This window comes from Bacillus sp. NEAU-Y102 (assembly GCF_054788175.1).
In genome coordinates this window covers 37,532-52,537 of record NZ_JBTWFK010000009.1, presented here as the reverse complement: position 1 = coordinate 52,537, position 15,006 = coordinate 37,532, and the positions used below count along the sequence as shown (strand labels likewise).

Sequence of the window (15,006 nt, the reverse complement as noted above, 5' to 3'; positions counted from 1 at the left end):
CACAATATATCAACGATTTTTAAAATATATCTATCAAAACTCACAATATATCAACGATTCGACAAGAAATATCGATTTACCGACAAAAATCGATATCCCTTCCTAAACCGTCATCTTCCAACTAGATAAAGCTAACCAGTTCTCCATTTCCTTATAATCAGGCATTATCTTCCCGACAAGACGCCAAAAAGAGCGATCATGATTTAAATGAACCATATGACACATTTCATGAACGACTACATAGTCAATTACTCGCTGTGGTGCCATTGCTAGCTTCCAATTGAATGTTAGTTGTAAATTCGAATCGCAAGTACCCCAAGTACGACTACTATCTGTAATACGAATAGAACGTGGTTTTGTCTTAAAGTTACTTTGATGCACTTTAATGCTCTTCTCTACTAAAGTTTTACACTGCTTATAATAAAATCGTTTTAAAGCTTGCTGTATTTTCTCATCCTTTAGCTCTTTTACATAAATATGTAACTTATCCCCTTCAAAAATCGCATTGTCTTGCTCAATGCTTGCATCTTGGGAAATCTGTATCGAATACGTATTCCCTAAATACAAAAAGCCTTCTCCTTGATCGTAATCCTTTTCCTGTGGTCCACGCGCTCGCTCCGCCATTTCCTTACGAGTTGTCTGAATCCAATTCCACTTTTCCTCTAGCAACTGGACTAAGTATTCAACAGGTGTCCCTTTCGGAGCCTGCACTTCCACATTTCCATACGAATCCACAAAAAGACGCACGGACTTTTTCTTCTTATAAGTTATATGAAAATTAATTGTCTCACCTAAATATGTATGTACCATTTCATCACCTAGCATAGTATTTTTACAAATAAAAAAGAGTAGGATACGAACGTCCTACTCTACCTATTATATCATTTACTGCTTTAACGAACTCATTATCCTCTATACTTTACACCTAATCCCTTAATGAAATTCCTTGCGTATCTATCGCCGCACTCTTTGTAATTTTTATGACCTTTTTTTCTTAATAGAGCGCCTAACTCTCCTTTTGTTACCGTAACGCCTACGCTATCTAATATATCAAGTACATCCTCACTCGTTAAAGATAGTGCGATTTTCATTTTCTTTAGAAGAAGGTTATTGGCACTCTCCTTACTCTGTACAGGTGCAGGCTGCCCTGGTTTCGGATCTTGCTTTCCTCTTTTTAAAGTAATAAATCCATTGAAAAATGCCTCTAACATCATCATATCGCATGTTTTTACGTACTCATCTTCGATTACATCCGCATCTTCAGCTTCATGCTGAGGAGCTCTCTTTATTTTTGTAAGCATATCAACTACGTCTTCTTTCGTTACTTCCATCCCGCCGAGTTTAAAGATTTCCACCATATCTATATCTCTTATATCTAAAGCGTATCGTACTCTTTTTAATATATCGTTGTTGCTCATTGCCATTGGGTTTCCTCCTGAAATGTTGATTATTTATTCAGCAGTTAAAGTTTATCCTATAACGTGCTTTAAATTATCATGTTTAAATCTAACCTTTTAGTTATTGTCCGCTAAATTAATACTTTAACATTTTAAAGATATGTTTTATAGTCTTACCCGAACTTTTCTCTATCATTGTATCTACAGAGCTCTTACGTGTTTTTTATATGCCTTTAAAAAGATTTCTCTCTTAACATTAACTAAAAGAAAAAAACAGTGCTTTGATTTCTCAAATACACTGTTCTTTTCCAGCTCTACGCTTATTTTCAACTCACTCATGTCATACACTACATATGAAATGATTTAACTGCTTAAAAGTTAAACCGTCTCACTATCCTGAGCAACACCAACACTATCCTCAAACTTATCCAACAAAGCACGCACCTCATTGGTCGATTTCGTACTCATCAATTGATTTCTCAATTCCGCAGCTCCTGGGAAGCCCTTCACATAAATTTTGAAGAAGCGGTGAAGTCCTGTGATTGAGCGTGGCAGTACTTCTGCATATTGATCTTGAAGATCAAGTTGTAGTCTTAAAAGATCTAGATGTTCTTTACTGCTATGCTCTCTTGGCTCTTTTTCAAAAGCAAATGGATTTTTGAAGATGCCTCGTCCGATCATTACGCCATCAATGCCGTATTTTTCAGCAAGTTCCAGTCCCATTTTACGATCAAGGATGTCTCCATTGATTGTTATTAACGTATTGGGTGCGATACGGTCACGTAATTTTTTAATTTCCGGAATTAGTTCCCAATGCGCATCTACTTGGCTCATTTCTTCTCTTGTGCGTAAATGAATAGAAAGGTTCGCAATATCTTGTTTGAAAATGTGCGTTAACCAATCTTCCCACTCGCTTAACTCTTTAAAGCCAAGTCTTGTTTTTACGCTGACAGGTAGTCCGCCCGCTTTTGCTGCTTGGATAAGTTCTGCTGCAACGTCTGGACGTAGAATAAGACCACTACCTTTTCCTCTTGATGCTACATTCGGTACAGGGCAGCCCATATTAATATCAATGCCTTTAAATCCTAACTCTGCCATACCAATACTCATTTGACGGAAATATTCAGGATTATCTCCCCAAATATGTGCCACCATTGGCTGTTCATCTTCTGTAAAAATTAAACGACCACGTACACTTTTCATACCTTCTGGATGACAATAGCTATCTGAGTTTGTGAACTCTGTAAAGAATACATCTGGACGACCAGCCTCACTTACTACGTGACGGAAAACAACGTCTGTCACATCTTCCATTGGTGCAAGTACGAAAAATGGTCGTGGTAATTCACGCCAAAAATTATCTATCATTTCAAATTCAAATCCTCTCACTATGAATACAATTTCAAAATCTCAATTTATAATTTGTGAAAATCAGCAATATTTATTTTAACTAAAATCGCTTATGAATGGTATTTTTGTAAACCAAAAAGCAGATGGTATAGATTTTCCTATATCAACTGCTTTCCTATTATACTAACTTAAGCCAAGCCACACACTCCACATGAGTCGTATGCGGGAACATATCAACAGGCTGTACTTCCTGTGTTTTATATCCGCCTTCTTCTAGTACTTTTAAGTCACGTGCTAATGTTGCTGGGTTACACGATACGTATACGACGCGGTTTGGCTTCATGTCGATGATTGTGTTTAGTAATGCTTCGTCACAGCCTTTACGCGGTGGATCTACGACCATTGTGTCGGCAATTACGCCTTCTTTGTACCATTTTGGAATGACTACTTCTGCTTCTCCTACGCCAAATTCAGCGTTTGTCATGTTGTTTAGTGCTGCGTTTCGGTTTGCGTCTTCGATTGCTTCTGGGACGATTTCAACGCCGTACACTTTTTTCGCTTTTTGCGCTAGGAATAACGAGATTGATCCGATTCCGCAATAGGCATCGATTACTGTTTCGTTACCGTTTAATTTTGCGTATTCTAACGTTTTATCGTATAGCACTTTCGTTTGTTCTGGGTTTACTTGATAGAATGAACGTGCTGAAATCGCAAATTTAATGTCACCGATAAAGTCATAAATATATTCTGATCCGTACAGTACTGTCGTTTTATCTCCGAAAATTACATTCGTACGCTTCGTATTTACGTTTTGAACAATCGATTTTACTTCTGGGAATTTCGCTGCAATTTCTTCAATAATTGCTTTTTTGTTTGGTAGTTCTGCTGTACGTGTAATGAAGACAAGCATAATTTCCCCTGTTACTTGTCCGTAACGAGCCATTACGTGACGAAGTGTTCCTTTGTTACGCTCTTCGTTGTACGCAGTGATACCGTGCTTTTCACAAATACGTTTTACTTCTTGAATTAATGTATCGTTTTCTTCTGCCTGAATTAAGCATGATTCCATATTAATGATGTCATGCGTTCCTTGACGATAGAAACCAGCTACAAGCCCACCTTCACGTTCTCCGATTGGTACTTGTGCTTTATTGCGGTATACCCACGGGTTCTTCATACCAAGTACAGGATGAACAGGAACATCGCCTAGTCCTCCGATGCGCTGCATAACGTCACGTACTTGCTTTTCTTTCGCCTGTAATTGTCCTTCATAAGTTAAGTGCTGAAGCTGACAACCGCCGCACTGGTTATATACCGGGCACTCTGCATCTTTACGATATGGACTTTCTGTATGAAGCTTCATTAAACGACCAAATGCAAAGTTTTTCTTCACTTTAATAATTTTAATTTGCGCTTCTTCACCTGGTAATCCGTTTTTAACGAAAATAGGATAGCCCTTTACTTTCGCAACACCGGAACCATCATGTGTTAAATCTTCAAATACTACATCTATAAACTCGTTTTTCTCAACTGGTGGCGTCATTTTAGTACTCATTTTCCGACCTCTCTTTTTCATAACACTGCGTTACATTTTATCATACTTATATGGTCTTTTTCTATTGGAAGAAAAAAAGCTATTGACGATACTTCTCTGTTAATGTTACGCTACTACTAATTTAATACGGACGATGTTACCTCATATATACTTGATAATATGGATCGAGAGTTTCTACCCGGCAACCTTAAATTGCTGGACTATGGGGAAAACTAATGAATATTAGCCTATGCGTAAAAAAGGACTCATATTGATTAGCTTTCTCTCATAGATGAAAGTGAATCCATATGGTTCTTTTTTTATTTTTATTTTTCTAAAAGGTCAGACATCTTACGTATGACATAAAACCTCGTTCTTTTATTTTTAGTAATATAACGAACGTTTTATGTACAAACTTTATACGAACTTCTGAAAGGGGCAACTACATGCAATATGTAATGAGCATTATCGGTATTCTTGCCGTGTTAGGTTTATGTTTTGCTTTGTCAAACAACAAAAGTAAAATCAACTTCCGTGCAATTGCAATTATGATTGGTTTCCAAATTTTAATCGGTTGGTTTATGTTTGCTACAAAGATTGGTCAACAAATCATTATTTTCATTAGTAAAGTTTTCAACAAACTAATTAAACTTGGTACGACAGGTGTCGATTTTCTCTTTAATGGAATTCACAGAGATTTTGTCTTTTTCTTAAACGTATTATTAATTATCGTATTTTTCTCAGCACTACTTTCAATCTTTAGTTATTTAGGTGTTTTACCATTCATCGTTCGTGTTGTCGGCGGTGCAATTTCAAAAATTACTGGTTTGCCACGCGTTGAGTCATTCCACGCAGTAAACTCTGTATTCTTCGGTTCAAGTGAAGCGTTAATCGTCATTAAAAACGATTTACAGCATTTCAATAAAAATCGTATGTTTATCATTTGTTGTTCTGCGATGAGCTCCGTTTCTGCTTCTGTTACAGCATCATACGTAATGATGTTAGATGCAAAATACGTACTAGCAGCTCTTCCGCTAAACTTATTCTCAAGCTTAATCGTTTGTTCGTTATTAACACCAGTTGATACGAAAAAAGAAGATGAAGTGATTCAAAAATTTGATAGAACTCTATTCGGAGACAGCTTTATCGGCGCAATGATTAACGGTGCGCTTGATGGTTTAAAAGTAGCTGGTATCGTTGCCGCATTAATGATCGCCTTTATCGGTGTGATGGAAGTTGTAAACTACGTAATTAGTGCAGCTTCAGGCGCAATGGGACATGCTGTTACTTTACAACAAATCTTCGGTTACGTACTTTCTCCATTCGCATTCTTAATGGGTATTCCAACTCAAGATATTATCCCAGCTGGTGGTATTATGGGTACGAAGATTGTTTTAAACGAGTTTGTAGCAATCCTTGATTTAAAAGACACAGCTACAACATTAGCTCCACGTACAGTTGGAATCGTTACAGTATTCTTAATTAGCTTCGCAAGTATTAGCCAAATTGGTGCAATCGTTGGTACAATCCGTGCCCTTTCTGAAAAACAAGGAAGCGTTGTTTCTAAATTTGGTTGGAAAATGCTATTTGCATCAACACTTGCTTCTATTTTATCTGCAACAATCGCTGGATTGTTTATTTAATAAAAAATCACCTTACTTTAACGAGTAAGGTGATTTTTTTGATTCTTTATGAAATCGAACGGAATTCGACTACTTCCTCGTTACTAATAAGTTTTCCTTCGTGTATGCCTTTTACTGAAATAACCATAACAGATTTATCTTCTCCTTCAAGCTTTCCTAAAGAGAATAAATAGATTAAATTTTCTTTTTGTAACATCCATTGTTTTCCATTTACTCGACCTAATATTCTTTTTTCTGAAGATGGCTTTATTTCTCCAACATACTGACATTCTCCAAAAGAAGTTTTTATTATATTCTTCTCTGTATCAATTACTAGATGCTGGAATAGTTCTAGGTTTCTACTTGAAACAATTTCAATTTCATGGTTACTTTTTTGCTTAAATTGAAGTTTTCCATCACTTGTATTAGATAAACTACTATTCTCAACGGCGTTTCTAAAAAAGTTATATTCTTCTTCTGTAATACCAAAGTTAGGATGATACGGCTTCACCTGTTTATCTATATGCCCTGATATATAGTTTGTGTACCACTCTTTATCATTCTTTACATGATCACTCATCTTTTTAGTAATAATCTCTACTTTTTTACGTGTATCACGATCCATCTCTAGTGTCATAATATCCGCCGTCACTTCCGCATTCATAAGATGCGATGGAATATACTCTTCCACACTATTTGCTTTACTCACTTCACTTTGACAACCAACTATAAATAGCGATATGAAAAAGATATATATTATTTTTTTATATTTCATTTCTATTCTCCACTCCATACATTATCCTTACTTAGTTTTATAGCGGTTTTTATTATAGTATAAAATCTTTATATTTTAATAGAATCCATACCCGTATGCAAAATTGCATATTAATAAGTCTTCTTCTTACTTTAAAATTAGCTTAAATCACTTTCCAAATTATACAAATAACAAGTTTAAAATGTTATAATTTTCAAAAAGCCATTGGAGGATATTATGAAAGCCCACGCAATTTTCGATTTCTTACATTTACTAGTCTTAACCCTAAAAAGCTATTATGTATGGGGAATGCCTATCTATGTCTTTATTATTCCTCTTATCTTTGTAGTCGGTTATATTATTATTAATTCTAATAAGAAACAAAAAAATACATCTATTCAAAGTCACTAATCTATTACCTTAATAGCCTCCTAAAAATCATATTCCCCTCATTTTCTTCAAATGATATGATGAACAAGGGTATATCCCCACCACTCTTATAGCGGTGGGGATTTTAATGTCAATATGCAACATACTACACAATAGAAGGTGATTTTCATGAGAAAATACGCAGCAATTGCTTTATGTACGTCTGCCATTCTAGCAGGCTGCAATACTAGCAATGTAAGCCAAGAACCTAAAAAAGAGAAAAAGGTTCAAGAAGTAGCTAAACAAAAAGAGACTGTACAAGAACAAGGTAAAATTTCTTATACTCCCATCACATACGAATCTACAGACACTACTATTCATATGACAGACATAAAAGATTCTTTAAATGAAGTACAATATAAAATTTGGCGCACAGCTGATGGCAAGGAAAGTGCTAAATCTTTTTCTTCTAAAGAAAAAGAGAAACAATTCACACTTCCTTTTGATATAAAGGAATTTGAAGGAAAACGCGGTGAGTTCCAAATTGAAGCAACAGGAATGAAAGAAGATGGGAAAACAATCTCGCTTACGAAATCTACTATTACTTTCGAACAAAAGGTTCCTGTTCTTATGTATCACGCAATTGATGATTATCATGGTCAAGGTATTAAAGACTTATTCGTATCACCAGCTAACTTTGAAGCACAAATGAAACATTTAAAGGACAATGGTTATACGCTGTTAACGTTTGAACGCTGGGGCGATATAAATAAAGTAAATAAGCCGATTTTTGTTACATTTGATGACGGTATGAAAAATAATATGAATGCATTTCGCGTTTTACAAAAGCTAAAAGATGATACTTTCAAACCGGCAGCAACAGAATATATGATTGTTGATAACGTTGATGTAGAAGGAGCATTGTCTACTTCTGAAATAAAAGAAATGATTGATTCCGGCATTTTCTCCGTGCAATCTCATACTGCAACACATGCAGACTTGCCGAAAATTACAAACTATGAGGAAGAGTTAAAAGGTTCAAAAGAAAAGCTAGAAAAAATAACAGGTAAGCCTGTTATCGCGATTGCTTATCCATTCGGTCATGTAGATGATAAGGTTGTTGCAGAAACGAAGAAGTATTATCAATTTGCGACGACGACAAAGCCTGGGCAATTCATTACGAAGGGTGAACCTGATGAATTGTTAAAGATGAAGCGCGTTCGTATACACCATACAACGACTGTAGAGCAGTTTGCTTCTTCAATTAAGTAAATGTAAGAGCTCAATACATTTTGAGCTCTCTTTTTACTTTATATTTATATATATTTTTAGAATTTTCTTGTATTATATATAGTAAGAAATCTTTCAAATTAAAGGAGATTATACATATGTCATTTGAACAAACGTTAGAGAAATATGCTGCTCTTGCAGTTAATGTTGGTGTTAATATTCAACCTGGACAAACTTTATCAATTAGTGCACCTCTTGAAGCTGTACAATTTGTACGCCTCGTTACAGAGAAAGCATATAAATCTGGTGCAAAACACGTATATGTGGATTGGAATGATGAGACGTTAACACGCTTAAAGTTCGATCTAGCTCCTGAAGAAGCTTTCTCTGAATTCCCTTCTTGGAAAGCACATGCTCGTGAGGAATTAGCAAAAGAAGGCGCTGCATTTATGTCTATCTATGCAGAAAACCCTGATTTATTAAAAGGTGTAGAAGCAACACGTATCGCAACAGCTCATAAAGTAGCTGGAGAAGCGATGAAAGTATACCGTGATTACGTACAAGCCGATAAAGTAAGCTGGTGTGTAATTTCTGTTCCTACGAAAGAATGGGCTGCGAAAGTATTCCCTGACATAGCGCCAGAAGAACAAGAAGCAAAGTTATGGGATGCTATTTTCAAAGCTACTCGTGCTGATTTAGAAAATCCTGTAGAAGCATGGAAAGAACATGATGAAACATTACATACAAAAGTGGATTACTTAAACGAAAAGCATTATAAAGCTCTTCACTATACAGGTCCTGGAACAGATTTAACAATCGAACTTCCAGAAAAACATGTATGGGCTGGTGCTGGTAGCTTAAATGAAAAGAACGTACCATTTATGGCTAATATTCCAACTGAAGAAGTATTTACAATGCCACTTAAAACAGGTGTAAACGGCCAAGTTTCTAGTACAAAACCGTTAGTATTTGCAGGTAATATTATCGATAATTTCACGTTAACATTTGAAAACGGACGTATCGTAGACTATAAAGCTGAAGCTGGTGAAGAAGCTTTAAAACATTTAGTAGAAACAGATGAAGGTTCTCACTTCTTAGGGGAAGTAGCTTTAGTACCTCATGACTCACCAATTTCAAACACAAATGTTTTATTCTACAATACACTATTTGACGAAAATGCATCTTGCCACCTTGCGATTGGAAATGCTTACGCATTTAACTTAGTTGGCGGAAAAACAATGTCTAAAGAAGAACTTGCTGAAAACGGCGCAAACGCTAGTATTACACACAACGACTTCATGATTGGATCAGCTGAGCTTGATATTGACGGTATTACTGCTGATGGCAGACATGAGCCTATCTTCCGTAAAGGTAACTGGGCGTTTTAAATTAATTACCATAAAAAACACATTGGATAATCCAATGTGTTTTTTATTTATTTGGTTTCAATTCAAATTTTATCGTTCTATTTTCACGCGTAAACTCCGGTCTATACGTAGCGATATACGTATTTTCTTTCGCTACGTCAAATAGCATGATATCTTGAATTTTTTCATCTGGTGCTAACTTTTTACTAATAAAGCTATCAGGGTTATTATATTCTTTAAATCTTGTACCTTTCTTATCGGTAATCTCAAATTCATAAAATGCAAAAGGTATTTCCTTTTTACTATTATTTTCTACTTTGAAAATAATCCCCAAAATCTCTTCTTTCTTTTTATCCTCATCATAATCCGGATATCCTAATTTAACTGAATCGATAGTTACTTGCAAACCATCTACGTCTACTGTCTCCCCTATTTTATACACTTTATCTTGAACATCTTCTTGTTTACTTTCATTACTATCTTTAGTCTCAGTGCAAGCACTTAAACTAAAAGCTATGCCAAAAATTAAAACAATTTGACTCACCTTTTTTAACATACTCTTTCCTCCACATAAGACAATATTTCATATGTATCATAACAAAACGCTTTACTCTTTCTTGTCATATTTTGTCGTATTAATTGCTAACTGCACAAATAGAAAAAAGCTATCTTCTACAAAAGATAGCTTTCAGGATGCCGATGAAACCTTAAGACCAATGACACCCAAAACAATAAAAAGAATACAAAATGCTTGGAATAAGCTAATGTGCTCTTTAAAAAAATACACACTAATGATTGTAATAAGTAATGTTCCAACGCCAGACCAAATAGCATAAGCAATACTTAAATGAATCTTCTTCACAACGATGGCGAACACGCTGAAACAAATTCCATAAAATACGAAAATCAATACACTTGGAACGAGCTTTGTTAAACCATTTGATAGTTTCATCGCAATTGTTCCAGCCACTTCAAAAATAATTGTAACAAGTAATAATAGCCAATATACCATACTAGAATCTCCTTCTCTGTTACCTTATAGAGATTCTAGTATACTACTTATAGTCCTAATGAAATATATTTAATTTCTAAATATTCCTCGATGCCGAAATGGCCTCCTTCACGGCCGATACCACTTTCTTTAAAGCCACCGAATGGTGCTTGTGCAACTGATGGAAGACCGTCATTTAGACCAATAATACCGTACTCTAGCGCTTCACTAATTTGGAATGCTTGGCTAATGTCTTTCGTGAAAATATACGCAGCTAAACCGTATGGTGTATTATTTGCACGTTCGATTACTTCATCAACTTTTTTAAATTTCGCAACTGGTGCCACTGGCCCAAATGTTTCTTCGTTCATACAAAGCATCGTATCATTTGCCAACCCAATTACAGTCGGTTGAATGAAATGTCCCTCTAACTCTGCGACCTTTTGACCACCATATAAAACTGTTCCACCTTTTTGAATAGCATCTTCAATATGTTCTTGTACTTTTGAAACTGCATTCTCATCAATAAGTGGTCCGACAGTCGTTCCGTCACCGAAACCGTCTCCTACTTTCAACTGCCCTACTGCCTTTTGGAACTTCTCTACAAATACTTCGTATACTTCTTCTTGAACGAATACTCGGTTTGTACATATACACGTTTGTCCTGCGTTACGGAATTTCGAACCAATCACCGCTTCTACTGCTTTATCTAAATCTGCATCATTCATTACGATAAACGGAGCGTGACCACCTAACTCAAGTGAAACTTTTTTCATCGTTTGCGCCGCACTAGCCATTAACTCTTTTCCGATTTCCGTTGACCCTGTAAAGGACACTTTTCGCACACGACCATCTTCCATCCACGTATCAGCAATTGCTTTTGCACTACCTGTTACGATATTAATTACACCCTTTGGAATATCCGCTTCATGTGCTAATTCAGCTAATTTTAATGCAGTTAGTGGTGTTTGACTTGCAGGTTTTACAACTGCTGTACAGCCTGCTGCAAGCGCTGGGGCTACCTTTCTCGTAATCATAGCAGCTGGAAAGTTCCATGGTGTAATAGCTGCCATAACGCCAACTGGTTGCTTCATAACTAAAATGCGCTTATTCGGATGAGAAGCAGGAATCATTTCACCATATACACGTTTCCCCTCTTCTGCATACCATTCAACAAAGCTATTTGCATAATTTACTTCACCAAGCGCTTCTGCAAACGGCTTTCCTTGTTCCTTCGTCATAATCGCTGCGATCTCTTCCTTATTTTCATCAATAAGTGTGAACCACTTTTTTAACTTCGCTGCACGATCCGCTGCCGTTAACTTAGACCACGTTTTAAAAGCTTCATGTGCAGCATCAACAGCTTGCTTTGCCTCTGTTACTCCGCCTTTTGGTACAGTTGCAAATATTTCCTTCGTCGCAGGATTATTTACTTCAATTTGTTCTTGTAGTGTAATCCACTCACCATTTATATACATCGCCTTTTTATCTATACTTACGAAAGTCGCCTTTTTATCCAATGTTTTCTTCCCCCTCTATGAACTTCTTAATTTTCCTAGTAGCAGCAGATTGACTAATTTGCAAAAACTCAGCCACTTTATAACTTGATCCATACGTTTTATACGCTTTAAGAATAATATTTCTCTCTACCTCTTCCAGCATTTTATAAAGGCTTTGCCCCGATTGTTCAACTGCAGCCTCTTGCATAGAGAGTGGCAAATCCTCTACCGTTACAACATCATCGACAGTAATAACAATTCTCTCAATTACATTCTCTATTTCTCTATTGTTTCCTTCCCACGGATATCCAACAAACATTTGTAATGTACCCGGTGCTAGTTTCACATCACGTCCGTACTTTTTATTAAAGTGCTGCAAGTAATGATAAATAAGCGGTAAAATATCTTCTGTTCTTTCCCTAAGCGGGGGAATTGCAATTGGAATGACATTCAGACGATAGTATAAATCTTTCCGAAATGTTCCTTGTTTCACCATCTCGCTTAAATCTCTATTTGTTGCCGCGACAATTCGAACATCCACTTTTTTTAATTCTCTTCCGCCTATAGGACGAAATGTTTTTTCTTGCAATACTTGCAAAAGCTTCGCTTGAATTTCAATCGGCATTTCACCGATTTCATCTAAAAAAAGAGTTCCTTTATGCGCGGATTCTAATAGTCCCTTTTTCCCTTCACGATTTGCACCTGTAAAAGATCCACCTGAATATCCAAAAAGCTCCGATTCAATTAAATTAGTTGGCAATGCCGCACAATTAATTTCATAGAAACTTTCATTCTTCCGATGACTCACCTCATGTAAATGGCGTACTAATCGACTTTTTCCTACTCCAGTCTCGCCTAAAACGAGAACAGTACTATCCACTACAGATACTTTTTTGATTGTATCGACTATTTTTTGCATAGCTAGACTTTTAAAAATAAGTCCTTCATGCTCATATGTTTCTCTTAATTCTTTTTTATATGTTTTTAGCTGATTATCCATTTCCTCTACCTTTTGACGTAATTGATAGAGTTCAGTAAGGTCGCGAGAATAACTAATCACTCTTCTTAAATTTCCCTCATCATCAAAAACAGGCCTTGTACGAACGTGTAAATACTCTCCTGATTTTGTAGTTTGAACGAGTTCAATTGGCCTCTTTTTTTCAATCACTTCTAATGTCGCTGATGGATAAAAGATTCCATCCTTTTGTAGTTCTTTTACATGCTTACCCACTAACTCTTCGGCAGCTAGTTGGTAGTGCCTTTCACATGTACTATTTACACGCACAACGATCCCTTGCTCATCTGTAACAAAAATTTCGTCAAACGCATATTCAAATACATCTTTTAAATCCATTAACACTCGTTCCTTTTCTGCAACCATCCTAGCCACCCCTAACTTCAAATCCATCGATCCACTTCACTACCTTTATTATAAAGTGAATTTTCTGCATTTAATATAGAGTCAGCTAGAATGTTTGCTATTTATACTTCAGTTTTTAAACGCGAGCGATGTTTGTTTGCTCATAACAAGCTTGCAACGATTCTTCAATTATTGTTAATCCTTCTTCAAGTTGCTCATCTGTAATAATTAAAGGCATTAACACACGTATAACATTTCCATACGTTCCTGCTGATAATAAAAGTAACCCACGCTTATTTGCTTCTGCACATAGATTAGCCGTTAACGTTTTGTCAGGTGCTTTCGTCTTACGATCTTGAACGACCTCAAATGCACACATTGCGCCTAACCCACGCACATCACCGATGCAATGATATTTATTTTTCATCTCTTCGAATCGGTTCATTACGACTTTTCCTAATTCTATCGCTCTATCATTTAGTTTCTCATTTTCTATTACATCGAGAACAGCTAATGCAGCCGCACATCCTAATGGACTTCCTGCATACGTTCCACCAAGTTCACCTGGTGCAGATTCATTCATAATTTCTTTACGTCCAATGACACCACTTATCGGTACACCAGCCCCTAATGATTTAGACACTGTAATTAAATCTGGAACGACATCATAGTGATCAATTGCAAAATATTTTCCTGTACGACTAAAGCCTGTTTGTATTTCATCCGCTACAAATAAGATGCCGTTCTCTGAACAAATGCGGCGTACTTCTTGAACAAATTTCTTACTTGGGACGATAAATCCACCTTCCCCTTGAACAGGTTCCATTACAAAAGCTGCAATTGTTTCTGGTGCTACTTCCGATATGAAGAAGTTCTTAAACTCTTCAATAATAAAATCATCATACTGCTCTTCCGTTAATCCCTCTGGGCGACGGTATTCGTATGGAAATGGCGCTTTATATACTTCTGGAGCAAAGGGACCAAACCCAAATTTATATGGCTTCACTTTACTTGTCATCGTCATTGTCATTAATGTACGCCCGTGGAAACCTTTAGAAAATGCGATAATACCAGGTCTCTTCGTATATTTACGAGCGATTTTCACCGCGTTCTCAACTGCTTCTGCACCACTATTTAAAAATAGGACTTGCTTATCGAAACTTCCTGGTGCCAATGCCGCAAGCTTTTCCGCTAATTCAATATATGGCTCATACATCATGACATTAAATCCAGTATGAATGTATTGATCGACTTGTTTATGGAGCGCTTCTTTAACCGTTGGATGACAATGTCCTACGTTAATTGTCCCGATTGCTCCTGCAAAATCAATGTACTGATTGCCATCAACATCCGTTACAAGAGCACCATTTGCAGATTGTACAAACGTTGGGATGCCGTTACTTACTCCTTTTGGTACTATATTTTGACGGCGTTCCAATAAAGATGCCGCTTTCGGTCCTGGAATTTGTTCATTTACTTTAGCAAATTTTTTTGTGTTCATTGCGTACCCCATCCTTTTCTTTACATTGTTTT

At 36.3% G+C, this 15,006-nt stretch carries 13 protein-coding genes and 1 riboswitch; of the genes, 3 read left to right on the top strand and 10 right to left on the bottom strand.

Annotation, left to right across the window (positions count from 1 at the left end; genetic code table 11):
- Window positions 1-102: 102 nt before the first annotated feature.
- The 4 genes from ACYFX0_RS21975 to rlmD form a co-directional block, all read right to left on the bottom strand.
- A complete protein-coding gene (locus ACYFX0_RS21975) occupies window positions 103-810 on the bottom strand; it encodes a M48 family metallopeptidase (RefSeq protein WP_000233770.1) in 708 nt (235 codons plus the stop codon).
- A 95-nt stretch (window positions 811-905) separates the two neighbouring features.
- Window positions 906-1,424, bottom strand: a complete 519-nt coding sequence (locus tag ACYFX0_RS21970) for a YehS family protein (protein ID WP_001251723.1) — start codon at window positions 1,422-1,424, stop codon at window positions 906-908.
- Between the two features lie 351 nt (window positions 1,425-1,775).
- Window positions 1,776-2,765 (bottom strand): tRNA dihydrouridine synthase, encoded by a 990-nt coding sequence (locus ACYFX0_RS21965; RefSeq protein WP_000566714.1) that lies wholly within the window; start codon window positions 2,763-2,765, stop codon window positions 1,776-1,778.
- Between the two features lie 160 nt (window positions 2,766-2,925).
- Window positions 2,926-4,302, bottom strand: coding sequence for a 23S rRNA (uracil(1939)-C(5))-methyltransferase RlmD (gene rlmD / locus ACYFX0_RS21960; protein WP_106082276.1), 1,377 nt, complete (start codon window positions 4,300-4,302; stop codon window positions 2,926-2,928).
- A 121-nt stretch (window positions 4,303-4,423) separates the two neighbouring features.
- A riboswitch (purine riboswitch) is annotated at window positions 4,424-4,525 on the top strand.
- A 202-nt stretch (window positions 4,526-4,727) separates the two neighbouring features.
- Between rlmD and ACYFX0_RS21955 the strand changes: the two genes are divergently transcribed.
- Window positions 4,728-5,924: a NupC/NupG family nucleoside CNT transporter gene (locus ACYFX0_RS21955; protein ID WP_001200491.1), complete on the top strand. Its 1,197-nt coding sequence runs from the start codon at window positions 4,728-4,730 to the stop codon at window positions 5,922-5,924.
- Between the two features lie 46 nt (window positions 5,925-5,970).
- Here the strand turns inward: ACYFX0_RS21955 and ACYFX0_RS21950 are convergent, their stop codons facing one another.
- A complete protein-coding gene (locus ACYFX0_RS21950; protein ID WP_074790382.1) occupies window positions 5,971-6,678 on the bottom strand; it encodes a hypothetical protein in 708 nt (235 codons plus the stop codon).
- Between the two features lie 537 nt (window positions 6,679-7,215).
- Between ACYFX0_RS21950 and ACYFX0_RS21945 the strand changes: the two genes are divergently transcribed.
- Window positions 7,216-8,298: a polysaccharide deacetylase family protein gene (locus tag ACYFX0_RS21945; RefSeq protein ID WP_106082277.1), complete on the top strand. Its 1,083-nt coding sequence runs from the start codon at window positions 7,216-7,218 to the stop codon at window positions 8,296-8,298.
- A 116-nt stretch (window positions 8,299-8,414) separates the two neighbouring features.
- The gene (locus tag ACYFX0_RS21940) at window positions 8,415-9,644 is read left to right on the top strand and encodes an aminopeptidase (RefSeq protein ID WP_016078573.1); all 1,230 of its coding nucleotides are present in this window, start codon (window positions 8,415-8,417) and stop codon (window positions 9,642-9,644) included.
- A gap of 43 nt (window positions 9,645-9,687) precedes the next feature.
- On the opposite strand, the gene ACYFX0_RS21935 is transcribed toward ACYFX0_RS21940, so the two are convergent.
- The 5 genes from ACYFX0_RS21935 to gabT form a co-directional block, all read right to left on the bottom strand.
- Window positions 9,688-10,179 carry a DUF4352 domain-containing protein gene (locus ACYFX0_RS21935; RefSeq protein ID WP_000915104.1) on the bottom strand — a complete coding sequence of 164 codons (492 nt, stop codon included), beginning with the start codon at window positions 10,177-10,179 and terminating at the stop codon, window positions 9,688-9,690.
- 132 nt (window positions 10,180-10,311) lie between these two features.
- Complete coding sequence (locus ACYFX0_RS21930) at window positions 10,312-10,635, bottom strand: DMT family transporter (protein ID WP_000263262.1); 324 nt, start codon at window positions 10,633-10,635, stop codon at window positions 10,312-10,314.
- Between the two features lie 47 nt (window positions 10,636-10,682).
- On the bottom strand, window positions 10,683-12,134 hold the full coding sequence (gabD, locus tag ACYFX0_RS21925; RefSeq protein WP_000358123.1) for an NADP-dependent succinate-semialdehyde dehydrogenase: 1,452 nt from the start codon (window positions 12,132-12,134) through the stop codon (window positions 10,683-10,685).
- Window positions 12,127-13,494, bottom strand: coding sequence for a sigma-54 interaction domain-containing protein (locus ACYFX0_RS21920; RefSeq protein ID WP_000225139.1), 1,368 nt, complete (start codon window positions 13,492-13,494; stop codon window positions 12,127-12,129). The genes gabD and ACYFX0_RS21920 overlap by 8 nt, the downstream gene beginning before the upstream one ends.
- A gap of 115 nt (window positions 13,495-13,609) precedes the next feature.
- Window positions 13,610-14,974 (bottom strand): 4-aminobutyrate--2-oxoglutarate transaminase, encoded by a 1,365-nt coding sequence (gene gabT / locus ACYFX0_RS21915; RefSeq protein WP_187299011.1) that lies wholly within the window; start codon window positions 14,972-14,974, stop codon window positions 13,610-13,612.
- Window positions 14,975-15,006: the final 32 nt, after the last annotated feature.